The organism is Streptomyces sp. CB01635, from assembly GCF_002803065.1.
Taxonomy (GTDB): domain Bacteria; phylum Actinomycetota; class Actinomycetes; order Streptomycetales; family Streptomycetaceae; genus Streptomyces.
On the sequence record NZ_NNBL01000020.1, the window covers coordinates 62,074 to 87,337 of the forward strand.

The 25,264-nt window shown below is 71.2% G+C and carries 22 protein-coding genes and 1 pseudogene; 12 read left to right on the top strand and 11 right to left on the bottom strand.

Going from position 1 to position 25,264, the window contains the following annotated elements:
- Positions 1–90: 90 nt before the first annotated feature.
- The gene (locus CG723_RS33850; RefSeq protein ID WP_100597325.1) at positions 91–1,323 is read right to left on the bottom strand and encodes an aromatic ring-hydroxylating oxygenase subunit alpha; all 1,233 of its coding nucleotides are present in this window, start codon (positions 1,321–1,323) and stop codon (positions 91–93) included.
- A 170-nt stretch (positions 1,324–1,493) separates the two neighbouring features.
- Between CG723_RS33850 and CG723_RS33855 the strand changes: the two genes are divergently transcribed.
- On the top strand, positions 1,494–2,984 hold the full coding sequence (locus CG723_RS33855) for an AMP-binding protein (RefSeq protein ID WP_100597326.1): 1,491 nt from the start codon (positions 1,494–1,496) through the stop codon (positions 2,982–2,984).
- Between the two features lie 118 nt (positions 2,985–3,102).
- Here the strand turns inward: CG723_RS33855 and CG723_RS33860 are convergent, their stop codons facing one another.
- From CG723_RS33860 to CG723_RS33895, 8 genes are all read right to left on the bottom strand, one after another.
- Positions 3,103–4,050: an alcohol dehydrogenase catalytic domain-containing protein gene (locus CG723_RS33860; RefSeq protein ID WP_100597327.1), complete on the bottom strand. Its 948-nt coding sequence runs from the start codon at positions 4,048–4,050 to the stop codon at positions 3,103–3,105.
- A complete protein-coding gene (locus CG723_RS33865; protein ID WP_100597328.1) occupies positions 4,050–4,904 on the bottom strand; it encodes an alpha/beta fold hydrolase in 855 nt (284 codons plus the stop codon). Before CG723_RS33865 ends, CG723_RS33860 begins: the two co-directional genes overlap by 1 nt.
- Positions 4,905–4,969: 65 nt before the next feature.
- Positions 4,970–5,815, bottom strand: a complete 846-nt coding sequence (locus tag CG723_RS33870; RefSeq protein ID WP_100597329.1) for an alpha/beta fold hydrolase — start codon at positions 5,813–5,815, stop codon at positions 4,970–4,972.
- Positions 5,816–5,910: 95 nt separating this feature from the next.
- A complete protein-coding gene (locus CG723_RS33875) occupies positions 5,911–6,681 on the bottom strand; it encodes an SDR family NAD(P)-dependent oxidoreductase (protein ID WP_100597330.1) in 771 nt (256 codons plus the stop codon).
- 71 nt (positions 6,682–6,752) lie between these two features.
- Complete coding sequence (locus CG723_RS33880; RefSeq protein ID WP_100597331.1) at positions 6,753–7,535, bottom strand: enoyl-CoA hydratase/isomerase family protein; 783 nt, start codon at positions 7,533–7,535, stop codon at positions 6,753–6,755.
- Between the two features lie 93 nt (positions 7,536–7,628).
- Positions 7,629–9,956 carry a CaiB/BaiF CoA-transferase family protein gene (locus tag CG723_RS33885; protein WP_234374663.1) on the bottom strand — a complete coding sequence of 776 codons (2,328 nt, stop codon included), beginning with the start codon at positions 9,954–9,956 and terminating at the stop codon, positions 7,629–7,631.
- An 80-nt stretch (positions 9,957–10,036) separates the two neighbouring features.
- Positions 10,037–10,828 carry an IclR family transcriptional regulator gene (locus CG723_RS33890; RefSeq protein WP_100597332.1) on the bottom strand — a complete coding sequence of 264 codons (792 nt, stop codon included), beginning with the start codon at positions 10,826–10,828 and terminating at the stop codon, positions 10,037–10,039.
- Between the two features lie 86 nt (positions 10,829–10,914).
- Positions 10,915–12,249, bottom strand: coding sequence for an MFS transporter (locus CG723_RS33895; RefSeq protein ID WP_100597333.1), 1,335 nt, complete (start codon positions 12,247–12,249; stop codon positions 10,915–10,917).
- A 263-nt stretch (positions 12,250–12,512) separates the two neighbouring features.
- On the opposite strand from CG723_RS33895, the gene CG723_RS33900 reads away from it, so the two are divergent.
- The 7 genes from CG723_RS33900 (at position 12,513) to CG723_RS33930 (ending at position 19,881) form a co-directional block, all read left to right on the top strand.
- Complete coding sequence (locus tag CG723_RS33900; RefSeq protein ID WP_100597334.1) at positions 12,513–13,514, top strand: ABC transporter substrate-binding protein; 1,002 nt, start codon at positions 12,513–12,515, stop codon at positions 13,512–13,514.
- The gene (locus CG723_RS33905; protein WP_100597335.1) at positions 13,511–14,365 is read left to right on the top strand and encodes an ABC transporter ATP-binding protein; all 855 of its coding nucleotides are present in this window, start codon (positions 13,511–13,513) and stop codon (positions 14,363–14,365) included. The genes CG723_RS33900 and CG723_RS33905 overlap by 4 nt, the downstream gene beginning before the upstream one ends.
- Positions 14,362–15,189, top strand: coding sequence for an ABC transporter permease (locus CG723_RS33910; RefSeq protein WP_100597336.1), 828 nt, complete (start codon positions 14,362–14,364; stop codon positions 15,187–15,189). The genes CG723_RS33905 and CG723_RS33910 overlap by 4 nt, the downstream gene beginning before the upstream one ends.
- Positions 15,190–15,214: 25 nt before the next feature.
- The gene (locus CG723_RS33915; protein WP_234374664.1) at positions 15,215–16,198 is read left to right on the top strand and encodes a quinone oxidoreductase family protein; all 984 of its coding nucleotides are present in this window, start codon (positions 15,215–15,217) and stop codon (positions 16,196–16,198) included.
- Positions 16,199–16,312: 114 nt separating this feature from the next.
- Entirely contained in the window at positions 16,313–16,891 is a 579-nt protein-coding gene (locus tag CG723_RS33920; RefSeq protein WP_100597337.1) for a helix-turn-helix domain-containing protein, read from the top strand.
- 36 nt (positions 16,892–16,927) lie between these two features.
- Positions 16,928–18,373: an NAD(P)/FAD-dependent oxidoreductase gene (locus tag CG723_RS33925; RefSeq protein ID WP_100597338.1), complete on the top strand. Its 1,446-nt coding sequence runs from the start codon at positions 16,928–16,930 to the stop codon at positions 18,371–18,373.
- 101 nt (positions 18,374–18,474) lie between these two features.
- Complete coding sequence (locus CG723_RS33930) at positions 18,475–19,881, top strand: peptide MFS transporter (protein WP_100597339.1); 1,407 nt, start codon at positions 18,475–18,477, stop codon at positions 19,879–19,881.
- Positions 19,882–19,896: 15 nt separating this feature from the next.
- Here the strand turns inward: CG723_RS33930 and CG723_RS33935 are convergent, their stop codons facing one another.
- Positions 19,897–20,619 (bottom strand): IclR family transcriptional regulator, encoded by a 723-nt coding sequence (locus tag CG723_RS33935; protein ID WP_100597392.1) that lies wholly within the window; start codon positions 20,617–20,619, stop codon positions 19,897–19,899.
- Between the two features lie 134 nt (positions 20,620–20,753).
- On the opposite strand from CG723_RS33935, the gene mhpD reads away from it, so the two are divergent.
- From mhpD to CG723_RS33955, 4 genes are read left to right on the top strand one after another with little or no spacing between them, the layout of a single operon-like run.
- Positions 20,754–21,590, top strand: a complete 837-nt coding sequence (gene mhpD, locus CG723_RS33940; protein ID WP_100597340.1) for a 2-keto-4-pentenoate hydratase — start codon at positions 20,754–20,756, stop codon at positions 21,588–21,590.
- Entirely contained in the window at positions 21,587–22,540 is a 954-nt protein-coding gene (locus tag CG723_RS33945) for an acetaldehyde dehydrogenase (acetylating) (protein WP_100597341.1), read from the top strand. The genes mhpD and CG723_RS33945 overlap by 4 nt, the downstream gene beginning before the upstream one ends.
- Entirely contained in the window at positions 22,537–23,565 is a 1,029-nt protein-coding gene (gene dmpG / locus CG723_RS33950) for a 4-hydroxy-2-oxovalerate aldolase (RefSeq protein ID WP_100597342.1), read from the top strand. The genes CG723_RS33945 and dmpG overlap by 4 nt, the downstream gene beginning before the upstream one ends.
- Before the next feature lie 60 nt (positions 23,566–23,625).
- On the top strand, positions 23,626–23,805 hold the full coding sequence (locus CG723_RS33955) for a hypothetical protein (protein ID WP_100597343.1): 180 nt from the start codon (positions 23,626–23,628) through the stop codon (positions 23,803–23,805).
- Between the two features lie 664 nt (positions 23,806–24,469).
- Here CG723_RS33955 and CG723_RS33960 read toward each other — a convergent pair.
- A pseudogene (locus tag CG723_RS33960) lies at positions 24,470–24,903 on the bottom strand (zinc-binding dehydrogenase); the annotation flags it as partial.
- Positions 24,904–25,264: the final 361 nt, after the last annotated feature.

Below are 25,264 nucleotides of genomic sequence, written 5' to 3' on the forward strand. Positions count from 1 at the left end.
TGGTGGTCTGCGCGATGCGCCGCTTCACACGGGGGAGCGCCATGGCGACGGCGGCCCCGACCAGCAGCTTGAACAGGGTGCGGGCCATGGTCAGGCCTCCTTCTGCCGAGTGAGGGATCCGGTGGCGGCCAGCTTCTTGCCGTACTCGTCCTCGCTGAGATTGCGCCAGGCGGTGAGCGAGACATCGGGGCGGTAGAGCTTCTCCGGCGGCGCGTCGGTCACATCGACCATCCACGCGTCCTGACCGGAGAACTGGCCGTGGAACAGCCAGCGGATCGCCCCCAGGTACTTGCCGTAGAAGCGCAGTGTCTCCCAGCCCTGGGTGAAGTTGACCATGACGCCGACATAGCGGTGGTTGTCGTCGTCGACCGGCACGTAGAACTCGTAGTGGATGAACTTCGGGTACGCGATCCGCAGCACGCCCGGCATCGACAGCGACGCGAAACCGGGGAAGTCCTGTGCCTCGATGACCGGGTCGACCGCGTCGGCGGCGCCGGTGTTGCCGATGTTGAAGGTCTCCTTCGGCGGCTGCTTCTTCCACCAGCGCTTGTTGGACCAGTGGCCCACGCCCGGGAAGTCCGCCTCCCAGTGCACCTCGTCCTGCACCCGGAAGATCCACCGGTCCTTGGGCACGATCCGGGTGATGTTCCACGTCGGCATCGGCTTGAAGAGGCGCCAAAGGGCGGTGCGGTGCAGGTACTTGGCGTGGCCTTCGTCGAACCCGTTCTCGCAGGCGAACCGCCAGTTGCCGCCGCGCGGCTCGATCCGGCCGCCCATCACGAACGCGTTGTCGACCAGTTCCTCGGGCAGCTGCTCGTCGATCGGGTGCGGCTCCTCGTCGGCGACGGGGATGTACACCCAGACCATGCCGAGGCGCTCCTCGACCTGGTACGTACGCACCCCCAGCTTGCCGGTGAGCCGGCAGCCGGGGCCGTCCGTGATGACCGCGGAAAGCTTGCCGGTGGGCAGGTCGAAGGTCCAGCCGTGGTAGGGGCAGCTGACCGTGCCGGGGAACTGCTGGTTGCCCTCGGACAACGGGACGCCGCGGTGCGGACAGCGGTTGTGCAGCGCGTACGCCGTGCCGTTGTCGCGGATCAGCGTGATCTTCTCGCCGCAGATCGTGAACGGCTCCGGGTCGTCGGTGATGTGGCTCGACCATGTCACCGGGTACCAGTAGCCGCGGAAGCCGGACGCCGCCTTGTCGTAGTGCGGCCACGAGGACCAGTCCTGGCGGCCCATCTTGTCGCCTGCCGCGCGCCGCGGGCGCGCCGGCGCGGCTGCTTCGGCTTTCCCGCGAGCCGGTGCTTCGTCGCTCGTCGTCATCCTGCCCTGGCCTCCTGCTCCGGTGCTCCTGTCGGTGTGCGGCACGAGCATCCGGCGCGGCACCCGATCCCGACTATGGGCCTGTTCCGGTGAACGGACCGGTCCCCGCACGGACCGGTCAGCGAACCAGTGCTCTTGAACGCGGACTGGACGGCGGACACCATCCGCCCATGAACGGCATGACGCTTCCCGGCCTCGTCGACGCTGCAGCCGACCGTTTCGGCGACCGGACCTTCCTGCGCATGGACTCCGTCCGGCGGACGTACGAGCAGACGCGGTCGGCCGCGGCCACGATGGCGGGCGCACTCGCCGCGCGGGGCGTCCTCCCCGGCGACCGGGTGGCCGCGCTGATGTCCAACCGGGTGGAGCTGGTCGACCTCGTCCTCGGCTGTGCCTGGCTGGGCGCGGTCGTGGTGCCGCTGAACACGGCACTGCACGGGCGCCTGCTGCGGCATGCACTGAGCGTCGCTCAGCCACAATGCCTTTATGCGGAGGGGGAGTTGGCTGATCGGGTGGCGGAGGTCGGCTACACCGGGCGGGTGTGGACGGTCGGCGCGCGGGACGCGCCGGTGCCCTTCGCGGCGGCCGAGGCCGACGCATATCCGTCGCTGCCCGGGGACACCGCCGCGATTCTCTTCACCTCGGGCACCACCGGACCCTCGCGCGGTGTGCGCTGTCCGCAGGCCCAGTTCGTGTGGTGGGGGCGGAACGTCTCCGACGCGCTGCGGCTCGGCGCCGAAGACACGCTCTACACGTGCCTGCCGCTCTTCCACACGAACGCACTGAACTGCTTGGCGCAGGCCATGACGGTGGGGGCGACGGTCGTCGTGGACGGGCGGTTCTCCGCCTCGCGGTACTGGGCACGGGTGGCGGCTGCCGATGCGACGTGCGTGTATCTGCTGGGGGCCATGGTGCCGATGCTGCTCGCGCAGGCGGCGGGCCCCGGGGACCGCGCGCATCGGGCGTGGCGGGCTCTCGCGCCCGCCACGCCGGGGGAGTTGTGGGTGCCGTTCCGGGAGCGGTTCGGGGTCGGGCTCGTGGACGGGTTCGGCTCGACCGAGACCAATCTCGTCATCGGGTACACCCCCGATGATGTTCGGCCCGGGTACATGGGGAAGGTGCGGGACGGCTTCGGGGCGCGGGTCGTCGACGCGGCGTCGGCCGCCGTGCCGGACGGCGCGCCCGGCGAGCTCATGGTGCGCGCCGAGCAATCCTTCGCCTTCGCCACCGGCTACGTGGGATGCGACGAGGAACCGCCGGGCGCCTGGCGGCGGACCGGGGACCGGGTGGTCCGGGAGCCCGACGGCTGGTTCCGGTTCGTCGACCGCGTCAAGGACTGCATCCGGCGGCGCGGCGAGAACATCTCCTCGTACGAGGTCGAGGCCGCGGTCCTGGCGCATCCGGGGGTCGCGGCGGTGGCGGCGTTCCCGGTGGCCTCGGAACTCGCCGAGGACGAGGTGATGGTGGCCGTGGTGCCGGTGGACTCCGTCCTGGAGCCGGCGGACGTGGTGCGGCACTGCGTGGCCGAGCTGCCGGGGTTCGCGGTGCCGCGGTTCGTGGATGTGGTGGGGGAGCTGCCACTGACGGAGACCGGGAAGGTGCGCAAGGGGGTCCTGCGGGAGCGGGGCGTGACCGGGGGGACGTTCGATCGGTTCGGGTGAGGGCTCGGGGGATCCGTTGCCGGGTGAGGCGGCGTCGTGGTTGTTCGCGCTCACGCGGCGGAGCCGCCCATCGACACAGCCCCGCGCCCCTGGCAGGGCGCGGGGGAACCGGCTCCGACTAGCTCGGCAGGGCGACTGCCCTGCCCCTCACACGGCCCGCCTTGAGCGCGTCCAGGGCCGAAGGGATGTCGTCCAGTGCGAACTTCTCGACCGCCAGGGTCAGTTCACCCTGCGACAGGCGGCGCACCAGGTCGGGCGACACCTCGCGGGCCCGGCGTTCCGCGCGGATCATGTTGACCGGCAGCAGCGCGACCTCGTCCAACAGCCAGCTCGGCAGGTCGAGTTCAGCCCGAGGGCCCGCCACGTACCCGATGACGACCGCGCGCCCGCCCTGCCGCACCCACCGGCTGCGGCCGAGCAGGCCCTCGCCGCCGAGGGTGTCGACGAGGAGGGAGGCCGCGCGGTCCTTTCCGAGGGCCTCGGCGTCGGCGAGCTGCACCGCCTCGACTCCCTCGGGAACATCGGCCAGCTGATCGGCCCGGCCGACCACGCCGGTCACCCGCGCCCCCGCCGCGAGCGCCTGCTGCGCGACCATCGCGCCGACCGCGCCGGCCGCGCCGACGACGACGACCTCCTCGCCCTTCTCGACCCGTCCGACATCGTGCAGCGCCACGTACGCCGTCGTCGCGGGCACGAAGAAGCTCGCCGCCACGGCCGGTTCGAGGGGAGCCTCCAGCGGGGTGACCGCCTTGCGGCGCACGCTGATCCGCTCCGTCCACGTACCGTCCCGCAGCATGCCGAGACCGGTGCCGCGCAGGACGACCTGGGTACCCGGCGCCAGGCCGGAGTCGGCATCGGCCTCCAGGACCGTGCCCGCGCCCTCGACCCCGCCGATGTAGGGCGGGGTCGGCTTCATCGCGAACTCGCCGGAGGCGATGGTAGCATCGAGGTGACCGATGCCGCCCGCCTCCACCTGGACGAGCACCTCGCCCTCGCCGCGCACCGGCTCGGGCACCTCCTCGACGACCGGTGCCGCGCCCCATGCGTGGATCCGTGCCGCGCGCATCACGCGGCCGCCTTGTGCAGGAAGTCGAGGCTGAGGGCGTTGAAGCGCTCGGCCTGCTCGTGCTGTGGCCAGTGACCGCAGTCGTCGAGCAGCTCCAACTGTGAGCCGGGGACGGCCTGGTGGATCGCGGTCGCCTCGGGTGTCTCACCGAACGGGTTCTGCCGGCCCCACACGACCAGCGTCGGCTGCGTGATCTGGGCCAGGTGCTCGGGGCGCAGCAGGTTGCGCTGACGGCGCTCCATGTCCTGGAGGGAGAGCAGGTTGTCGACGCCGGCCACGAACTCAGGCGTGTGGTAGATCGCGTGCCGGACCTCGACCAGTTCCTCCGTGGCGTCCTCGTCGTCCGCCATCAGCAGCCGCATGCGCTTGCGGGTCAGCTCGATGTCGTCGTTCTCGACGGCGTTCCTGGTGCTGGTACGGATGCGGTTCATGACCTCGGGATTGGCCACCGTGCCACCGGAGCACAGGAGTTGGATGCTGCGGACGCGCTCGGGGTGGTCGAGGGCGGCGCGGGCGCCGACCCAGCCGCCGAGGGACTCGCCGACGATGTGGGCGCTGTCGATGCCGACCGCGTCGAAGTAGGCGATGAGATGGGCGACATAATCGGCGATCTCGTACGGGTGGTCGGGCTTGCCGGTGTAGCCGTGGCCGAGCATGTCGATGGCGTGCAGGTCGTACGCGGCGTGCGCGGTGATGTTGCGCGCGAACGCCTCCAGGTGACCGCTCGTGCCGTGCAGGAAGACGACGGCCTGTGCGGCCGGGTCGCCCGCGCGCAGGGTGCGGGTGGGCACGCCGGCGGCATCGACGTACTCGACGCGGAACGGCGTCGGGCTGATCTCGGTCCAGATGGTCACGGGGGTTGCTCCGTTCGGGAGTTGAGCGGGAGAGAGAAGGGGGTGCGGTGCGGTGGTGTGGTGGGTCAGTGCGCGCGGAGGAAGCCGGAGACCACCGAGTGGTACGCCTCGGGACGCTCCTCCTGGAGGTGGTGCGAGGCGTGGTCCATCACATGGAGGCTTCCGCTCGGGACCATGCGCGCGAGCATCAGCGGGTAGTCCGGCGTGAGGAACGCGTCCTGCATGCCCCACATGAACAGCGTCGGCGCCTGGATCCGGCCGAGCTCGTCGGTCAGGTCCTGCCAGTCGCCGCGCGGCGAGTCCGACATCGCGGCGAGCGCGCGCTCGCCCTCGTCGAGGCTCTGCTCGTAGCGCAGGGTGAGGGTCTCCTCGGGGAGTTTCTCGCCGTCGTACCACTCGAGCTTCGTGATCAGCTGCCGCATCTTCTCCCGGGTCGGGCCCTCGCCGCCGTAGTACACGTCGCGGGCGGTGCGGCCGCGGTGGCCGCTCTCCGGGAGCGGGGCGAGCGGCCCGTAGAAGACCGGCATGGAGCCCGTGATCACGAGGGAGCGGACCCGGTCCGGGAACTTCGCGGCCAGGTTGAGCGCGATGGTGCCGCCCCAGGAGTTGCACACGAAGTCGGCGCGGTCCACGCCGAGGGTGTCCAGGAGGCCGACCGTCTTGGCCGCGTGGTGATCCCACATCGGCCCCTCGATCCGGGACTTCTCCGACCGGCCGTACTGGTGGATGTCGACGAGCAGACAGCGCCGGTCGGCCGCGAACAGTGGGGCGACGGGTCCGAAGTCGCTCCACGCGGTGCACCCGGGGCCACCGCCGTGCAGGAAGACGGTGTCCGGTCCGGAGCCGAGGTCGTGGTAGTGGTAGCGGACCCCCGCGCCGTCCGCGTAGTGGCTCTCCGGTGCTGCTGACATGTGCGTCCTTCCCTACGTTGCCGGGTGCTGCGGGGTCGAGCCCATCACCGTGGCCGCCTTCGGCCCAGCGCCGTGGTCCGCTCAGCGAACCGGGGTCACTGGGCGGTGTATCCGCCGTCGACGTGGACGACGGTGCCGGTCGTGAAGGCGGAGCCGGGCGCGAGCAGCGGGAGGACGGCGTGCGCGATGTCCTCGGGCCGGCCCCAGCGGCCGAGCGGGACCTTGGCGGTGAAAGCGGCGTCGGCGGCTTCGTCGGTGTCATCCGCGTTCATGGGGGTGCGGACCGGGCCGGGGGCCACGCAGTTGACGGTCACTCCGGTGCCGGCGAGTTCGAGCGCGGCGCTACGGGTGAGGGAGGCGACCGCGCCCTTCGTGGCGGCGTATCCGGCCCGCTCGGGGGCGCCGGTCGAGCCGAGGACGGAGCCGACCGTGACGATCCGGCCGAAACCGGCGTCCAGCATGCCCGGCAGGACGGCGCGGATCGCCAGCCAGGTGCCGACGACGTTCGTCTCCAGTGCCGCGCGCAGTTCGGCGGTCGGCAGGTCCAGGACGGAGCCGCGGGCTAGGCGGCCCGCGCACGTGACGAGTCCGGTGACCGGGCCCCAGCGGTCGGCGGCCCGGGCGACGACCGCCGCGAGGGCGTCCGGGCCGGTGGTGTCCGCGACGACGGCCAGGTGCGGGCCGCCGGTGGCTTTCAGGCCGATCTCGGCGGCGTGGCAGCGGTCGGCCGTCCGCCCGATGACCACGGCGGGCCGGCCGCTGCGGGCGACGGCTTCCGCGACGGCGAGGCCGATGCCGCTGGTGCCGCCGGTGACGAGGACGGGGCCGGTGGTGGTCGTGGGGGAGGTGGACGTCGTGGGTGTCATACGGTGAGGGTGCGCACTCACCGTCAACCGGCCAACGGAGTCGGTCCGTTGACCGGACCGCCCGCCGGGAGTCACCGGCCGGTGAACACCGCCTCCCGCTTGTCGAGGAACGCCTGGAGGCCCTCCGCCGCGTCGGCGGTCCGGGTCAGATCCGCCACGCCCTTCTCCTCGCGCGCCAGGGCCTGTTCGACCGGGAGCCCGTACCCCTCGTCCACGACCCGCTTCAGGAGCGCGATCGCGGCCGTCGGACGGGCGGCGAGCCGCTGGGCCTGCTCGGTGACGACGGCGTCGAAGTCGGCGGGCTCCGCCACGAGATCGACCAGGCCGAGTTCCAACGCCCGGCCCGGGGCGAGGCTTTCGCCTTCGATCATCAGCCGCTTCGCCAGATGCGGCCCCACGAGCCGCGGCAGCCGCTGGCTTCCGCCGGCCCCGGGGAAAAGGCCGAGCCTGATCTCCGGGAACCCGAACGTGGCGTCCGCGGACGTGATCCGCAGGTCGCAGGCGAGCGACAGCTCGGCACCGCCGCCGAGGGCATGCCCGTTGATCGCCGCGACCACCGGCTTCGGCGCCTGCTCGATGACCCGCTGGACATCGATCCAGCGGCGCATCTTCGCCTGGTTGCCGGCCGACAGGTCACGCATCACGGCGATGTCCGCGCCGGCGATGAAGAACCGGCCGGTGCCGGTGATGACGATGCAGCGGACCTCGGGGTCGGCCGCGAGGGGAGCGAGGACCGTGAGGAATTCCTCGATCATCGCCGGGTTCACGGCGTTCGCCTTCGGCCGGTCGACGCGGATCGTGGCCACCGCGCCGTCGTGGGTGACGTGGAGGACGGAGGGTGCCGTTGCCGTCATGGGGTGTTCTCCTGGGTCGTACGGTCTAGGGATTGGTCACGGGGAACCGGCCAGAGGGAGCCGGTCACGGCTTGTCCGCGGCGCTGGGCCGCGTCATTCCGTGACCCCGTCCGCCGCCAGCGCGTCAAGGCGCTCCTCGTCGAGGCCGAGCAGCTCCGTGAGGACCTCGCGGGTGTGCTGGCCGAGGAGCGGCGCGGGGGCGGTCAGCGCCCCGGGTGTCCCGGCGAGGCGCGGGACGATGCCCTCGTGCGGTACCGGCCCGGCGACGGGGTGCTCGAGTACGGGATAGAAGCCGCGGGCGGCGAGGTGTTCGTCGGCCTCGACCAGGTCCTGCCCGGTCGCGACGACGGCCGCGGGCACGCCCGCGCCCTGCAGCAGCGCCGCGAGGCGGTGCGCGTCGTGGCCCCGCGTCCAGGCGGCGAGCGCCGCGTCGATGTCGTCCTCGTGAACGCGACGTACCGCCAAGTCTCCGTCGGGGCAAGGGAGTTCGATGAGGCCGGTCAATGCGCGCCAGTGTGCGTCGTCCGTCACGGCGACCGCCACCCACCGGTCGTCCCCAGCCGCCGGATACACCCCGTGCGGCACGGCGTGCGGCGACCGGTTGGGGTGCGCGCCGGTCCGCGGCTCCGGCAGCCCCGCCCCCAGAACCGGCTCCAGCGCGGCAGGCCCCATCGTCGCGGCCATCGCCTCCAGTTGTGACAGGTCTACGTGCCCGCCGCTGCCGCGCGCGATCAGGAACAGGGTGGCGAGGACGGCGGCGTTGGCCGCGACCATGTCGCCGAGCCCGAACGTGAGGCCCTGCGGCGGGCCGCCCGGGTCACGGGTCTCGCTGGACAGTCCGGACATGGCCGCCAGAGTGTCCGCGAACGTCACCGCCTTGCGCCACGGCCCGGTCTGCCCGACACCCGCCATCGACACCAGGATCACGTCCGGATTGAGTGCGCGCAGCGACGCGTGGTCCATGCCCCAGCGGGCCAGCACCCCCGGGCTGAAGTTCTCCACGACGACATCGCAGTGGGGCACCAATTCCCGCAGCAGACGCTGTCCTTCGCCGGTGCGCAGGTTCAGGGCGACGCTGCGCTTGTTGCGGTTGAAGTTGAGGAAGTAGCCACTGCCGTCGGGGTCGGTGCCCGGCCGCAGATGCATCGACGGGGCGAACCGCGTCGGGTCCTGCCGGTGCTTCGACTCGACCTTGACGATGTCCGCGCCGTGCTCGCCGAGCTGCTTGGTGACGTACGGTCCCGCAAGCACCCAGGTCAGGTCGAGGACCCGGATCCTTTCCAGGGCACGGGACTTGGTGCCTTCGGAGCGCAGTCCGCGCGGTGCCGCCGACCGCCAGGGCCGCTCGGGCTGCTCAGGCCGCTCGGGCCGCGGTGCCTCGTGCAACGCGTCGAGCACGAGCGGGCGCGGCAGCGGGGTCCACGGGAAGCCGACGTTCTGCACGCCGCCCCGAGGCAGTGCGTCGCCGGTGACCGTGACGAGGGAACCTCGGTCGCGCAGCTGCGGGTTGTCCGTGAGCCGGTCCGGCGTCACCACCTCGGCCCAGGGCAGGGCGCGTGCCCGGGCCTCCTCTGCCAGCTCGGCGGCGGGCCACTTCTTCGCGAACCGCTGTACCAATTCGTCGACATGGGGCCGCTGCCGCCAGCGGAACACGGCGTCGTTCCACCGCTCCTCGACCAGGTCCCCGGCCTCGCCGCGCTCCGCCATCCACGCCAGCAGATCGGTCCACATGCGGTTGCTGCCCGAGTAGCCACCGGCGACGTACCCGTCGGCAGCCTCGAAGATCCGATGGGCGACGTGCTCGTACACGCCGCCGTTGCGCACCGGGTGGCGCCCCGCGTGGATCCAGGCGAGGGCGCCGGTCTCCAGCGTGGCGGCGACGGCCTCCTGCACGGAGACGTCGACCAGTTGAGGCGTACCGGCCACCACGCCGAGCAGCGCCCCGATCGCCGCGTGCGCCCCGGCCGTCTGCAGGGCCTGCTCGCGGGGCGGGGGCTTCGGCTGCCCGTCGGACCGGCCGCCCATCCACGTCATTCCGCCCGCCGAAGCGAGCACCAGATCGTTGCCGAGCCAGTCGCGCCGCGGCCCGGTCAGGCCGAACGGCGTCACCACCACATGCACCGCATGCGGCCACCGCGACGTACCGTCCTCGGCCCGTACCCCGCGCAGTCGCGCCGCGGGCCCGCTCTCCAGGACGACGTCGGCGCCCCGCGCCAGCTCGTCGAGTGCCGCGTCGTCAGGGACCCGCACCCAGCGCTTCCCGGCGTGCCAGTGGGCCCTGGCCGCGGCGTCCAGCTCCGCGCCGGACTCGATGCGTACGACATCGGCGCCCAGGCCCAAGAGCAACCGGGCGCCCTGGTAAGCCAGTTCATCGGTCAGATCGAGTACGCGCAGCGGCGACGGGTCTGCTGCTGTTCCCACCACGGCTCCTCCCCAACGTTGCGTGAGCGGAGCCTCACGATCACCTCCCGGGGGGCAGGGTGGCCACCGGCCTGTTCCGCTCAGTGAACTCCCGGCATCGCGGCGGCCTCCAGCGCCCGGGTGATACGGGACGCCGTGGTGCGCAGCGCGGGCAGCAGCCGCTCGACGGACACCTCGGAGATCGGGGCCGTCGCCGACAGGGCCGCACACGTCGTCGCGCCCGGCCCCGCCACGGGCACCGCGAGAGAGGCATAGCCGGGCCGGACCTCACCGACCTCATGGGCGTACCCCTGCTGCCGCACGATGAGCAACTGCCGCCTCAGTACGTCGGGGGAACGCACGGACTGCTCGGTGAGCATCGCGAGGTCCGCGCCGGCGGAGTACTCTCGCGCGCCCGTCACCGTGGCGAGCAGCACCTTCCCGGTGGCCGTGCACGACGCCGGCAGTCTGCCGCCGACCTGCGAATGCGTCAGCACGTTCGCCTCGCCGGCGATCTTCTCCAGGAACAGCACATGGGCGTCGTCGAGCACCGCGAGATGGATCGTGGCGCGGGTGCGGGTGAACAGATCGGTGAGCAGCGGGCGCGCGACGGACCGCAGCACCGCGGAGGCCGGCACCCGCTGCCCGAGATGGAAGAGCCGCATACCGAGCTGGTACGTCTCCTCGTGCCGGTCGAGCAGACCCCACCGCACCAACTCCTGCGCCAGCCGGTACGCCGACGCCTTCGGCACGCCCGAGCGGCGGCTCAGCTCACTCAGGCGCAGCCGCACCGCACCCGACTCGAAGGCGGCGAGCAGCAGCTGCGCCTTCCCGAGGACGGAGTTGGGCAGCAGGTCGCTCGTGGCGGTGTCCTGGTCGGCGTACGTCTCCATCGGCGTCCTCTCGTCCTTCGAATGGCGGCAAATGCCATTTGAAGTGCAACAAGGCCGTGTTGCATAGAGGGACCCCGGTGTAAAGATCAGGCAACAGGTGTGGCGACGTCGTGCGCGGGCGCGACGGGTTCCGTCTCCTGTGCCCGGCCGACCCCGGCGAAGACCAGAGCCAGAGTCGTGATCAGCGCCATCCCGGCAGTGAGCAGGGCCACCGGCAGAAAGTGCCCGGTGGCGGCGAGCAGCGCCGTGGCGGCCACCGGGGACAGGCCACCGGCCACCGCGGAGGACAGCTCGTGGCCGATCGCCATCCCGGAGTAGCGGGTACGGGTGCTGAACAGCTCGGAGAAGTACGACGGCTGGACCCCGATCATCGCGGCGATGGCGATGTGCCCGACGATGAAGGCCAGGCACACCGCGGCCGTTTCCCCGGTGTCCATGAGCAGGAAAAAGGGGGCCGCCCAGACCATGATGCCGATGGCTCCGCCGAGATAGACGGGCCGCCTGCCCACCCGGTCGGAGAGCCTGCCGAAGACGACCATCATCACCGAGTCCACCAGCATCCCGGTGATTCCCGCCCACAGCAGCACGGTCGAGGAGATCCCGATGTACGCCCCGTAGACGAGCGAGAACGACATGAAGATGTAGCTGGCGCCGCTGTCCGCGAAGCGCAGGGCCATGGCGAACAGGATCTGGCGCGGGTGACGCCGCAGCACCTCGCGCAGGGGCGAACGCGCCTCGTGCGTCTTCTTCTCCTCGAAGCCCGCCGTCTCACCGAGGTTGCGCCGGATGTACAGGCCCACGACGAAGATCACGCCGCTGGCCAGGAACGGCAGCCGCCAGCCCCACGCGGTGAACGCCTCGCCGGTCGCCCGCTCGGCCAGCCATAGCGCCAGCGACGACAGGACGAAGCCGAGTCCCATGCCGCACGAGCTGAACGAGGCGAGAAAACCGCGGCGGTTCGCCGGCACGTTCTCGGTGATGATCAGTACTCCGCCGCCCCACTCGCCGCCGGCCGCGGCGCCCTGCAGGATGCGAAGCAGTACCAGCAGCAGCGGCGAGAGGATGCCCGCAGTCGCGTACGACGGGAGCAGCCCCATGCAGAACGTGGCGCCGCCCATCAGGGAGATCGTCGACAGCAGCGCCGCCTTACGCCCCCGCCGGTCGCCGATGTGCCCGAACACCAGGCCACCGATGGGCCGCGCGGCGAAACCGACGGCATGCCCCGCCAGGGCCGCGATCGTGCCGAGCAGCGGGTTCCCGTCCGAAGGGAAGAAGACCGAGCCGAGAACCATCGCCGCGGCCGTGGTGTAGAGGAAGAAGTCGTACCACTCGAGCATGTTGCCGGCCACGGACGCGAGAACGACGCGTCGCACCGACGGCGGCTCGTCGGACGTGAACTGTTCAGTCGGCTGTTCAGTCATGCGAGGCTCCTTGCCGATCGTGCCCGGGGATCGACGGAGCGTACGAACGCCCGTCCGCCCGCTCAACCGGGGCGGTCCGCCAGGCGGGACGCCCGCCCCGGGGGCCGGACCTCCACCGCCGCGGTCCGGTCCGTTCAGCGGACCGCCGGCCGTGCGACGCGGCGCCCGGGGGCAGTAGCTTTCGCCGACTCGCGGGCCCGCACCCCATCCCCCTGCCTCTCTCAGCCGAAATCTGTCGCCACACGACCCGATCCGAGGTGCCCATGCAGCCGGCGTCACGTCCGAGATTCCCTCTGGCCCGTTCCGTCCCGATCGCCGCGGCCCTGTTCGTCCTGCCCGCCTGTACGGCGGGGACCGTCGATTCGGCGGGCGGCTCGGGAGGCGGCGCCCCCGGGCCTGTCGTCCGGATCGCCGTCGGCGTGGATGCCTCGTTCGCGCCCTTCTTCCTCGCCGATGCCGAGGGCCTGTGGGCAAAGCACGGGGTCAACGTCGATGTCGTCCAGTTCGCGAAGGGCGGGGAGGGCGTCGACGCGCTCACCGCCGGGCAGGTGCAGCTGGCCGGCAACTCGGACACCACCACCATCGGAGTCCTCGCCCAGAACCCGGACCTCAGGGCGCTGGCCGTGTACGAGAACTCGGGTGACTACCTCAAGGCCGTCCTCGGCCCGCACGTGAAGTCCCCGGCCCGGATAAGGAAGATGGCGGTCGTTCCGGGCCTCTCCGAACTCGCCGCCACCCGCTTCCTGGAGTCGCGGGGCATCGACCCCGCCACGGTCGACCTCGTCACCGCCGACCCCGCAGAGATTCCGGCCCTCACGAAGAAGGGCGACATCGACGCGTACGTCCTGTGGGAGCCCTGGCCGGCCAAGGGAGAGGAACTGGGTGCGCGTGTCGTGGCGACGACCGGGGACTACGGACTGTCGTACCAGCAGTGGCTGCTGGCCACCTCGCCCTGGCTGAAAGCCAACAGTGACACGGCGGCCAAGGTCGCCGCGGCCCTCACGGAGGCGACGAAGCAGGCCGAGCGCGACCCGGACGCCGCCGCCCGGGCCACCAAGGAGGCCGCGAAGGTGCCCACCGAGCAGACCGTCAAGGCCATCAGGGAGATCGACTTCGGTGTCCGCGACTTCACCACCGCCGACCTGAAGGGCTATCGGAACACGGCCGAGTTCTACGCGAGCACCGGCAAGGTCAAAGCCGCACCGGACGTGAACCGGGCCGTACTCGGCGGCTGGCTGCCCGAGCACAGGAAGGAAGCCCGATGACCAGGACGACCGAACCCCAACAGCCCTCGAAAGAGGCGGAGCTGCTTGGCCACGGGCGTGGCGCCGCCCTGCATGCCGAAGGCGTCGGTATCCACTTCGACGCCTTCCAGGCCGTCCGCGGCATCGACCTCGACATCGCCGCCGGCGAGTTCCTCTGCCTGCTCGGTCCGAGCGGCTGCGGCAAGTCCACGCTCCTCTCGGCCATGGCGGGCTTCGTGCCGGTGAGCGAGGGCGCCCTCACGGTGGACGGTGCGCCGATCACCGGCCCCGGACCCGAACTCGGCATGGTCTTCCAGAGCAGCGAGGCCCTCTTCGACTGGGCCACCGTGCGCCAGAACGTCGCCTTCGGCCCGCGCATGCGCGGCCGCTCCCGCACCGAACAGGCCCGCCTGGCAGACGAGTTCCTCGCACTGGTAGGCCTGCGGCACTGCGCGGACCGGTTCCCCGGGCAGCTCAGCGGCGGAATGCGGCAGCGCGTCCAGATCGCGCGTGTCCTCGCGAACGAGCCACAAGTCGTCCTCATGGACGAGCCGTTCGGCGCGCTGGACGCCCAGACCCGGCAGGTGCTCCAGCAGGAGACGGACCGCATCTGGCGCTCGTCCGGCTGCACCGTCGTCTTCGTCACCCATGACATCGACGAGGCGATCCTGCTCGCCGACCGGGTCGCTGTCATGACCGCGGGACCCGCGGCCGCCATCAAGTCCGTGTACGAGGTGGACCTGCCGCGCCCCCGCGACGAGACCGAACCGGCCGCGATCGAGCTACGCCGACAACTGCGCGACGACATCGGCGAAGAGGTCCGCAAGGCCCTGCGCGACCAGGGCCTCGACCCCGAGGAGGCAACCCGATGACCCTCACCGCAGCCGACCCGAAGGCGCCCCCGCGCCGCACCACGGCCGGCACCACGGCCCGTCCCGGCGTACGCGGCCTGCGCACCCTCGCCGTCTACACCCTCTCCGTCCTCGTCGGCCTCGGCATCTGGCAGCTCCTCGCCATGAAGTACGGCTCGTCGCTGCTCGCCTCACCCGCGCAGACGCTGTCGGCCGCGAAGGAACTCGCCCGCGACGGCACACTGTTCAACTCCGTCGTCGCCTCCAGCCGCCGCATCCTGATCGGCTGGGGCCTCGGCATCCTGGTCGGTGCGCCGATCGGCCTGCTCGTCGGCCAGATCCGGATCGTCCGTCAACTCCTGGAGCCCTACATCGAGTTCTTCCGCTTCATCCCGCCGGTCGCGTTCGTGACCCTGGCCGTGGTGTGGCTGGGCATCGGGGAGTCGTCGAAGGTCGTGCTGATCTTCTACACGGCCGTCTTCATCGTCACGCTCAACACCAGCACGGGCGTCATGGCCGTGAACGAGTCCAAGCTGCGCGCCGCCGCCAGCCTGGGCGCGAGCCGCCGGCAGATCCTGCAGCGGGTCGTGCTGCCCTCGACCGTCCCGTACATCGTCACCGGCGCCCGGCTCGCGATGGGCAACAGCTTCCTCACCATCGTCTCGGCCGAGATCGTCGCCTCCCAGGTGGGCCTCGGCTCGCTGATCTGGACCTCACGCAACTACGGACGCATCGACTGGGTCTTCGTCGGCATCATCACCCTCGGCGTCCTCGGGTTCGTGTACGACCGGGTGCTGCGGCTGGTAGCGGTACGTGTACTGCGCAGGTACGGGGCTAAGGTATGAGGCGCGGGGAGAACGGAGACAATGAGTGAGCACGATCGATTCCGCCTCGCAGGCCCTCGTTCCGGAGGAGTCGCGGGCCCTTGTCCTGGAGGAGTTCGGGACCCTGCCGCGGCTGGTCGAGCGGCCGGTCCCCGCGCCGCGGCCCAGCCACACACTGGTCCGAACCCGGGCGGCGACCGTCGCGCATCTGGACCTGAACATCCTCGACGGACAGTTCGGCATCCTGCCCGAACTGCCGTTCGTGCCCGGCACTCAGGGCAGCGGCACCGTTCTCGCCTCTGCCGTGTACCCAGAGGGCGCGCTCGTCCGGGTCCGTGGCGAGGGGATCGGACTCAGTCGTGACGGAGCCTGGGCGGAGCATCTGCTGGTGCCTGACACCGCCGTCGAGGTGATGCCCGAGGGCACCGATCCGGTCCTGGCCGCCATCTACTTCTCACCGGTCGGGACCGCCTTCGCCGCCGTGCACCCCATCGCCCAAGTGCAGTCGGGTGAGCGGGTGTTGGTGACCGGGGCGTCCGGCGCGGTCGGCGCCCTGGTGGTGCAGCTCGCCGCCCGGGCCGGCGCCGAGGTGATCGGCGTGGTCGGCCGCCCGGCCAAGCTGGGACAGGTGCCCGCCTCCGCCAAGCCGGTCCTCGCCGCCGACCTCTGCGCGGAAGTGATTGGCGGCCCGGTCGACGTGCTCATCGACACCGTCGGCGGTGCGGTGCTGCGCGACGCGCTCACCCTGGTCCGTCCGCGCGGCCGCGCCGCCCTCCTCGGCTACACCGCGGGCCGCGAACTCAGCCTGGATCTGGCCGACTTCTTCCTCGCCGATGTCACCTTGCTCCCGGTGAACATGATCAGCCGCGGCAAGGAGGTCGCCCCCGACGTCGTACGCCTCCTGCCCGACCTGGCGTCCGGCGAGTTGTCGCTCCCGCACGAGCGGTACGGCATCGAGGAGCTGCCGGAAGCGGTCGCGCGGCTGCGCACCGGTGCGGCGGTCGGCCGCGTGGTGCTCGACCTGGGCTAGGGGAGGGCAACTCCTCGAATGCCGACTGGATCGCCCCGTCACGCTCATCTAAGAAAAATTTGATGAGGCCCAAGACCATTGTGGTGACGTCAAAGGCTTGTTAAGTTCCCGTCCATGTCCAACGATCAGTCCGGCCCAGGCTTCGCCGCCGGTATAGGCGCCCGGCTGCGCCGCCGCAGACGGGCCCTCCATCTGACGCTCAAAGCCGTGGCGGAGCAGGCCGGGCTCACCGAGGGGTATCTCTCGCAGGTCGAGCGCGACCAGGTCAACGCGAGCGTGCGCACACTGCAACGACTGTGCGACGTACTGAAGCTGAGTGTCGGCGACCTCTTCGAGCAGGGCGGCTCGGCCGCGAGCCCGGTGCTGCGGTTCCGTGACGCGCACGGCATGTCGTTCGGCGACGGCGCCACGAAGATCAAGCTGACCCCCGGCTCCTTCGACCACCTCGAAGTGCTCCTCGGCCACTTCGCCCCGGGCGGCTCCACCGGTGTGGAGCCGTACACCCACGGCAGCTCCGAGGAGATCCTTCTCGTGCTGTCCGGTGAGGTGGAGGTGTGGGTCCGCGACCAGCACCACCGGCTCCGTGCCCTCGACTCGGTCCATTACCTCAGCAGTGATCCGCACCGCGTCGTCGAGATGACGGGCGTGGACGAGGCCAGGGTCCTGTGGGCGATGGCGCCCCCCACCTACTGAGCACCCAATCCCCCCGCGCCCAGCTGGAGTTGTCGCATGACCGTGTACCGCAACGGTGAGATATCGCATTGGATACAGGCGTCCCGCGCCGCCACGGACGAGCCCTCGGGTCCGCCTGCGCGCCGGGACGCCGCACTGCCCGACGAGGAGCAGGACCTCGCGATCGTCGGCGGTGGTCTGACCGGGCTCTGGGCGGCGTACCACGCGATCCTTCAGCAGCCGACGGCGAAGATCACCGTGATCGAGGCCGAGGAGGTCGGTTACGGGGCCTCCGGGCGCAACGGCGGCTGGCTCTCCCCGCTCATCCCCGGCAACCGTGCCGTGTACGCCAAGGCCGCGCGCCGGCGCGGACAGGACGGTGCGGCCGCGATCGCCGCGTTCCAGCGGGAGATGGACGGCGCCGTCGACGACACGCTGGCCATCCTCGACAAGGAAGGCATCCAGGCCGACCAGCGGCGCGGCGGCCATCTGCGGGTGGCGACAACTCCCGCCGCGCTGAAGCGACTTGAAGGTACCTACACCGCGGATCTCGCCGCCGGATACCGTGCCGAGGACCTCGAACTCCTCGACGCCGACGCCGTCAAGCGGCGCATCGCCATCGGGCCCGCGCTCGGCGGCCTGCTCACCCGCACCACGGCCCGCGTCGACCCCGCCAAGCTGGTCCACGGCCTCGCGGCGGTCGTCGAGGCCAAGGGCGTCCGGATCTGCGAGAACACACGGGCCTCGCGCATCGCGGCGGGCGCCGTCGCCACCTCGCGCGGAACCGTGCGCGCCAAGACCGTGCTGAGCTGCCTGGAGGCGTACTCCGGCCAGGTCGAGGGCGATGTCCCCGGGCTCGGCGGGCGGGACGTGATTCCCGTCAACTCCTCGATGGTCGTGACCAATCAGCTGTCCGCCGAGGCGTGGGAGCGGATCGGCTGGCAGGAGCGCGAGTGCCTGGGCGACGCCGCCCACACCTTCGTCTACGCCCAGCGCACCGCCGACGACCGCATCGCCATCGGCGGCCGCGGCACGCCGTACGCCTTCAACTCCGGTACCCCGGGAACCGGCGCCGTCGACGCCCGCACCGTGCGCACCCTCGCCGAACGGCTCCAACTCTTTTTCCCCGACGTGCAGTTCACGGTTGAGCACGCCTGGCGGGGCGCCATCGGTGTGACCCGCGACTGGTGCGCCGGCGTCTACTTCGACCCGGCCACCCGCGTCGGCGTCGTCCGCGGCTTCGCCGGACACGGCGTGACCGCCACGCAGCTCGCCGCCCGCACACTGCTCGACCGGGCCGCCGGCCTGGACACCGAGCTGACCCGGCTGCCGTGGAACGACCACGACTCTGGACGCTGGGAGCCCGAACCCCTGCGCTGGATCGGCGTCCACGGCATGTACCGGCTGTTCGGCGTCGCCGACCGCTGGGAGGAGAGCCGGCACTCACAGAACACCTCGCTCATCGCCCGTTTCGGCTCCCGACTGGCAGGACTCAGCGAATGAGAACCCCAACGACACCGACCACGACACCGGCATCGCAGCAGCCGTCCGGGACGCCCGCCACGACACCGCCCGCGGGAGACTTCCGGCGAGGTCTGTGGAGCATGGCCTTCACGGAACTGTGGGAGCGCTATTCGTTCTACGGGCTCCAGGGCATCCTCTCGTTCTATCTGCTGTACGAGGTGGGCGAGGGCGGCCTGGCCCTCGACCCGGCCCTCGCCTCCGGCATCGTCGGCGCATACGGCGGCGCGGTCTATCTGTCGCAGATCCTCGGCGCCTGGCTCGGCGACCGGCTCGTCAGCCCCCAGAAGATGGTCCTGTACGGGGCCGTCGTCATCACCGCGGGGCATGTCGTGCTCGCCTCCGCCCCCGGCCTCGCGGGTCTCGGCTCCGGCCTCGTCCTCATCGTGCTCGGCACCGGCGCACTCAAGACGAACATCACGTCGATCGTCGGCTTCGTCCTCGACCAGCACACGGACGACCGCTACCGAGACGCCGGATTCTCGTACTTCTACATGGCCATCAACATCGGCGCGGTGGTCGGCCCGCTCACCACCGGGCTCGCCCAGAACGAGCTCGGTTTCCACTTCGGATTCGGGCTCGCGGCCATCGGCATGGCCGGGGCGCTCATCCAGTACGTCGTGTCGATGAACCGGCTCCCCGAGCGCGCCAAGACAGTCAACAATCCGCTGCCGGCGGGGCGCCGACCGCTCATCGCCGTAGTGGCTCTCGCCTGCATCGCGGTCGTGGGCGGCGCCGTCGCCACCGGTCTGCTGCGGGCGGGGAACCTGTCCACCGTGGTCACGATCACCGCGCTGGTGGCCGCGGCCGCGTACTTCCTCACGATGACGACGTCGTCGGAGGTCACCCGCGACGAGCGCCGGCGCATCCTCGGCTATCTGCCGCTGTTCCTCGCCTCGGGTGTCTACTTCGGCTTCCTGTTCCAGAAGTTCACGGCCATCTCGATCCTGATCACCGAGCGGATCGATCTGCACATAGGCGGCTGGACGTTCCCCGTCGCCTGGATCACCACCGTCAGCCCCCTGGCGGCGGTCCTCATCACCCCGCTCATCGCCCGGTTGTGGAAGCGCCTCGGGGAGCGCCAGCCGGGCCCGGTGACCAAGGTCGCCATCGGACTGACCCAGATCGGCTGCGCCTATCTCTTCCTGCTGATCATCTCCGAGGCCACCGGCGACGCGGTGATCCCGCTGTTCCTCATCCTGCTGTTCATGATGGCCGCCGGATCTTCGGAGGTGTTCATCGGGCCGATCGGCCTGTCACTGGCCACCCGGATCGGACCCGAGAAGTTCCGCTCGCAGATGGTCGGCCTGAACTTCCTCACGCTCGCGCTGGGTTCGTCGCTCGCGGGGCTCCTCGGGCAGCTGTTCACCGTGATCGACAACGCCTCGTACTTCACCGTCACCGCCGTGTGCGGGATCGGCATCGGTCTGATCCTGTTCGCCGTACGCAAGCCGGTGGGGAGACTGCTGGAATCGGGGCTCGGGAGCTGAACCGAACCGCTCGGCTCACATCCCCCTGCGCAGCACGCGCGACAGGCCCAGCGCCGACGTCCGTACCGCGGGCGCCAGTTGGGCCGGCCGGAACCGGGTCCGCGGCACCGCCACCGAGAGGGCGGCGACCGCGGTCCCGCCCGCGAACACCGGGGCCGCGATACAGCTGACGTCCTGCGCGGCCTCCCGCTCCTCATAGGCGAGACCCGCGACCTGGACCTTCTCCAGGGACGTCCGCAGCCGCTCCGGGTCCGTGATCGAGTACGGGGTGAGGCTCGGCAGCGGCCGGGCGAGAACCTCGTCCAACAGCTCGGCGCCGGAGAAGGCCAACAGCGCCTTGCCCACGCCCGTACACGTCAGCGGCAGGCCGCCGCCGATCCTGGAGGGGAGCCACGGCGCGTCATGGCCGTGGATGCGCTCCAGGTAGACCACTTCGAGGCCCTCGCGCACCCCGAGATGCACGGTCTCGTGCGTGGCCTCGAAGAGGTCCTGGAGGAAGGGCAGCGCGGTCTCCCGCAGATCGCGCCTGCGCGGCACCAGCGACCCGAACTCGAAGAGCTTCGCGCCGAGTTGGTAGTGCGCGCCCGAGCGCTCCAGCCAGCCGAGTCGCACCAGGTCCGCGGTGAGCCGGTGCGCGGTCGGCTTGGTGAGGCCGGTCCGCTCCACGAGTTCCGAGAGACGGTACGGGCCCCCGTCGGGAAGGAAGGTCTCCAGTATCTGGGCTGATTTGTCCAGCATGTTCCCGCCCTCGCTGTTCCGTGTCACGGAACAAACCTTGCTCCTGAGTGGGCCTGCTGTCTATACCGGAGGCAACACCGGGAGCCGCGAGCAGCCCCGGAACCCTTTCCGTTCCGTCCTTCTGGAGGTCGCCCATGTCGTCAGCCGTCCCCCCGGGCGAGGACGCCCCGCCGACCGTGGTCAAGGCGGCGGACGCGCTGGCCGAGGCCACTCGCACCCGGGTCGCCACCCCGCCGGTGCGCCCGCTGTTCGACGAGGGTGATCTGGAGGCGGCGTATGCCGTGCAGCGGTTGAACGTTCAGCGCGGCCTGGCCGCGGGGCGCCGCCTCGTCGGCCGCAAGATCGGCCTCACCTCCCCGGCGGTCCAGAGCCAACTCGGCGTGGACCAGCCGGACTTCGGCGCCCTGTTCGCCGACATGGAGGTGCCGCAGGGCGGCGAGGTGCCCGCCGGCCGACTGCTGCAGCCGAAGGTGGAGGCCGAGGTCGTCCTGGTCCTGGGCCGCGACCTGCCGCACCGGCAATGCACCGTCGCCGACGTGCTGCGCGCGGTCGACTTCGCGCTGCCCGCCCTGGAGATCGTCGACAGCCGCATCGCCGACTGGGACATCTCCCTCGTCGACACCGTCGCCGACAACGCCTCCTGCGGCCTGTACGTCCTGGGCGGCACGCCCGTACCGCTCACGGGCATCGACCTGCGCGCCGTGGAGATGACCATGACCCGCGGCGGCGAGACCGTCTCGCGCGGCACAGGCGCCGACTGCCTCGGCAGCCCGCTCGTCGCGGCGGCCTGGCTCGCCTCGACCCTCGCCGAACGCGGCGATCCACTGCGGGCGGGAGATGTCGTCCTGACCGGAGCACTCGGCCCGATGGTGCCCGCCGCCGCGGGCGACGTGTTCGACGCGACCATCACCGGCCTCGGCTCCGTCCAGGTCACCTTCGCGACAGAGGGAACAGAGGGAGCGGACAAGTGAGCAACGGTACGAAGACGAAGGTCGCAGTCATCGGCTCCGGCAACATCGGCACCGATCTCATGATCAAGATCCTGCGCCTCTCCGAGACCCTGGAGATCGCCGCGCTGGCGGGCATCGACCCGGACTCCGACGGCCTGGCACGCGCCCGCCGCCTGAAGGTGGCCACGACGCACGAGGGCGTCGAAGGCCTCGTGAAAATGCCGGAGTTCGCGGACGTGGAGATCGTCTTCGACGCGACCTCGGCCGGCGCCCACCGCCACCACGAGGAGGTGCTGCGCCCGCTGGGCCGCACCCTCGTCGACCTGACCCCGGCCGCCGTCGGCCCCTACGTCGTCCCGCCCGTCAACGGCGACGCCCACCTCGACGCGCCGAACGTCAACATGGTCACCTGTGGCGGCCAGGCCACCATCCCGGTCGTCGCCGCAGTCAACGCGGTCACCCCGGTCCACTACGGAGAGATCGTCGCCTCCATCTCCTCCCGCTCCGCGGGCCCCGGCACCCGCGCGAACATCGACGAGTTCACCGAGACCACCTCCTCGGCCATAGAACAGGTCGGCGGCGCGGCCCGCGGCAAAGCGATCATCGTCCTCAATCCGGCCGAACCCCCGCTGATCATGCGGGACACGGTGCACTGTCTGGTCTCCGCCTGCTCCACCGAAGCGGTCACCGCGTCCATCGAGGATATGGTCGCCCGCGTCCAGGCGTACGTCCCCGGCTACCGCCTCAAGCAGCAGGTCCAGTACGACGCGGTACGCCCCGGCGATGCCCTGCACGACCTCGTCCCCACCGGGACCGGCGAGGCGCTGAAGGTCTCCGTCTTCCTGGAGGTCGAGGGTGCCGCCCACTATCTGCCGGCCTACGCGGGGAACCTCGACATCATGACCTCGGCCGCGCTGCGCACCGCCGAGCGCATGGCCGCCCACCGCGCCATGGAGGTGGCCGCCCGATGAGCGCCAAGAGCCTGTACGTTCAGGACGTCACCCTGCGGGACGGCATGCACGCCATCCGCCACCGCTACACCGTCGAGCAGGCCGCCGCCATCGCCGGCGCACTCGACGCCGCCGGGGTCGCCGCCATCGAGATCTCCCACGGCGACGGATTGGCCGGCTCCAGCGTCAACTACGGCGTCGGCGCGCACACCGACTGGGAGTGGATCGAAGCGGTCGTCGGCGCGACGAAGAAGGCCGTCCCGACCACCCTCCTCCTCCCCGGCATCGGCACCATCCAGGACCTCAAGCAGGCGCACGCGCTCGGCATCCGTTCGGTACGCGTCGCGACCCACTGCACCGAGGCCGATGTCGCCGCCCAACACATCGCCGCGGCACGGGAGTTGGGCATGGACGTCGCCGGGTTCCTGATGATGTCCCACATGTCCGAGCCTGCCGACCTGGCCCGCCAGGCGAAGCTGATGGAGTCCTACGGCGCGCACTGCGTGTACGTCACCGACTCCGGCGGCCGCCTGACGATGGACGGCGTACGCAGCCGCTTCCGCGCCTACCGCGACGTACTGGACCCGGCGACCGAACTGGGCATCCACGCCCACCACAACCTCGCGCTCGGCGTCGCCAACACGGTCGTCGCCGTCGAGGAGGGCGTCACCCGCGTCGACGCCTCCCTTGCGGGGCAGGGCGCGGGCGCCGGCAACTGCCCGCTCGAAGCCTTCATCGCGGTCGCGGACCTGCAGGGCTGGAAGCACGGCTGTGACCTCTTCCCGCTGATGGACGCCGCCGACGATCTCGTACGTCCCCTGCAGGACCGTGAGGTCCGGGTGGACCGGGAGACGCTGAGCCTCGGCTACGCGGGCGTGTACTCCAGCTTCCTGCGCCACGCGGAGGCGGCGGCCACGCGCTACGGCCTGGACACCCGCACGATCCTGGTCGAGGTCGGCCGGCGCGGGATGGTCGGCGGCCAGGAGGACATGATCACTGACATCGCCCTGGACCTGGTCGGCGGGCGGGAGAACGCATCGCCCTGAGCCCTGACGCGGCTCTTGGAGGGGGCCCGCGGGCCCAGTGGGCCCCCTCCAAGAGGCTGAATGTTCGTCTCCCTGCGGGGCGCCTTCGGCGCGAAGGGTGCGGCGGACGGCATCGCGGGAGACCGTGCCGACGGAGCCGTCGACGGTCTCGCCGTCAAGAGCATCCGGCTTGGGTCCCGGCCTCTGCTTGCCGTACGGGAGCCCTGCGCCACGTTCCGCACGCGGTACGGCCTCCTCTGATGCTGGTCAGGGTGAGCGTGATGTCCGTGCCACACCTGCAGCGGTAGCGCCACCGGTCGGTGGTCTCCCCGGATAAGGCTCCAACGGCTCGAACCCGGCGGCGCGCGCCTCCGCGGCGGCTGTCGCGGGATCGGTTCGGCCACCGGATCGGCGGCGCACTTCTTGCAGCCGGTCGTTCCCGACCGGACGGAGGACGGGCGCGTCGCGACTTCGTTCCCGCAGGAACAGCGGCAGCGCCAACGGTCCGTGGTCCGGCCGGGGTACGGCTCCAGTGGTTCGAACCCGGCCGCTCGCACTTCGGCGGACGCACGCTCGTCGGTTGCCGAGTTGAGGGCACAGAACCGGCAGGATGCGCTGGCGACGGCGTTGCGGCTGGACGGCACGGAGCGGGCGCACCTGTCAGGCACGGGCGTGCACCTCCCTCCATGAATCCGGTGTACCGGGCGAGGTAGCTGAGGTCCTTCGTGTGTCGTGGGGCGGCGCCCGGGCCTGATGCGTAGGGCGTGGTCAGCACCGCAGCAGGTCTGCGGCGGCGAGGTTGAATACGCCGTCGTGCCATGTCAGGCCGCGCAGATCGCGGACGACGACGGTGGCGTCGGTGGCCAGTCCGCGCTGTCCGACTCCGATGACGGTGGCGCCTGCCGCGGCTCCGGCCTTCGCGCCCGCGGTGCTGTCCTCGAAGACAACAGTCCGCGCCGAATCCGCCGGTCAGTTCGCGGATAGTGTCGATCGCATCGGTCTCCCGAGAGTTGACCGTGTGTGTGGCGCCCAGGGCGGTGGCCGTCGCGAGCTTCCGGTCGTCGAGGTCCACGGCGATGATCTTTCCTGCTCCGGCGAGCGTGCACCGGCCACGGCCGCATCGCCGACGCCACCGCAGCCGATGACGGCGACGGAGTCACCGCGGCTGACCTCGCCGATGTTGAGGGCGGCTCCGAGCCAGGCCATCACACCGCAGCCGAGCAAGCCGGCCGCGGCAGCGGAGGCGGCGGGGTCGACTTTGGTGCATTGTCCGGCGGCCACGAGCGTCTTCTCCGCGAACGCGCCGATGCCGAGGGCGGGGCTGAGCTCAGTGCCGTCGGTGAGGGTCATCTTCTGCCTCCGCAACCGGGAACTCGTCCACCGCCGCCTCGCGCGGGCCGGGGACAAGCGCATCCGCCTTTTGCCGAGCAGCCAGGGCCTCGGCCGGCTCCGTGCGGACGATCACCGCGCTCCAACACCGCCTCCGCCTCGCCGAGTTCAGCAAGAACGCGCTCCGCCTCCACGCGAAGCTCATACACCCGCACTCGGGCAGCCGCTTCGCGCCGCTCCAACAGACCCATCACCGATGTCACCGGTCATCTCCACATCGCGAGAACGACCTGATCGCCCGCCCCGAAGCGACACCGAAACCATGCCTGAGCAGCGGAAACTCAACGATCACGTCCGTGAGGACAACGGCCTCTGAAATGCCTGCCGACTG

Coding starts and splice junctions, on each gene's coding strand:
- CG723_RS33850 (WP_100597325.1), bottom strand. CDS start 1,323: ATGACGACGAGCGACGAAGCACCGGCTCGCGGGAAAGCCGAAGCAGCC.
- CG723_RS33855 (WP_100597326.1), top strand. CDS start 1,494: ATGAACGGCATGACGCTTCCCGGCCTCGTCGACGCTGCAGCCGACCGT.
- CG723_RS33860 (WP_100597327.1), bottom strand. CDS start 4,050: ATGCGCGCGGCACGGATCCACGCATGGGGCGCGGCACCGGTCGTCGAG.
- CG723_RS33870 (WP_100597329.1), bottom strand. CDS start 5,815: ATGTCAGCAGCACCGGAGAGCCACTACGCGGACGGCGCGGGGGTCCGC.
- CG723_RS33875 (WP_100597330.1), bottom strand. CDS start 6,681: ATGACACCCACGACGTCCACCTCCCCCACGACCACCACCGGCCCCGTC.
- CG723_RS33880 (WP_100597331.1), bottom strand. CDS start 7,535: ATGACGGCAACGGCACCCTCCGTCCTCCACGTCACCCACGACGGCGCG.
- CG723_RS33890 (WP_100597332.1), bottom strand. CDS start 10,828: ATGGAGACGTACGCCGACCAGGACACCGCCACGAGCGACCTGCTGCCC.
- CG723_RS33895 (WP_100597333.1), bottom strand. CDS start 12,249: ATGACTGAACAGCCGACTGAACAGTTCACGTCCGACGAGCCGCCGTCG.
- CG723_RS33900 (WP_100597334.1), top strand. CDS start 12,513: ATGCAGCCGGCGTCACGTCCGAGATTCCCTCTGGCCCGTTCCGTCCCG.
- CG723_RS33905 (WP_100597335.1), top strand. CDS start 13,511: ATGACCAGGACGACCGAACCCCAACAGCCCTCGAAAGAGGCGGAGCTG.
- CG723_RS33910 (WP_100597336.1), top strand. CDS start 14,362: ATGACCCTCACCGCAGCCGACCCGAAGGCGCCCCCGCGCCGCACCACG.
- CG723_RS33920 (WP_100597337.1), top strand. CDS start 16,313: ATGTCCAACGATCAGTCCGGCCCAGGCTTCGCCGCCGGTATAGGCGCC.
- CG723_RS33925 (WP_100597338.1), top strand. CDS start 16,928: ATGACCGTGTACCGCAACGGTGAGATATCGCATTGGATACAGGCGTCC.
- CG723_RS33930 (WP_100597339.1), top strand. CDS start 18,475: ATGGCCTTCACGGAACTGTGGGAGCGCTATTCGTTCTACGGGCTCCAG.
- CG723_RS33935 (WP_100597392.1), bottom strand. CDS start 20,619: ATGCTGGACAAATCAGCCCAGATACTGGAGACCTTCCTTCCCGACGGG.
- mhpD (WP_100597340.1), top strand. CDS start 20,754: ATGTCGTCAGCCGTCCCCCCGGGCGAGGACGCCCCGCCGACCGTGGTC.
- dmpG (WP_100597342.1), top strand. CDS start 22,537: ATGAGCGCCAAGAGCCTGTACGTTCAGGACGTCACCCTGCGGGACGGC.
- CG723_RS33955 (WP_100597343.1), top strand. CDS start 23,626: ATGTTCGTCTCCCTGCGGGGCGCCTTCGGCGCGAAGGGTGCGGCGGAC.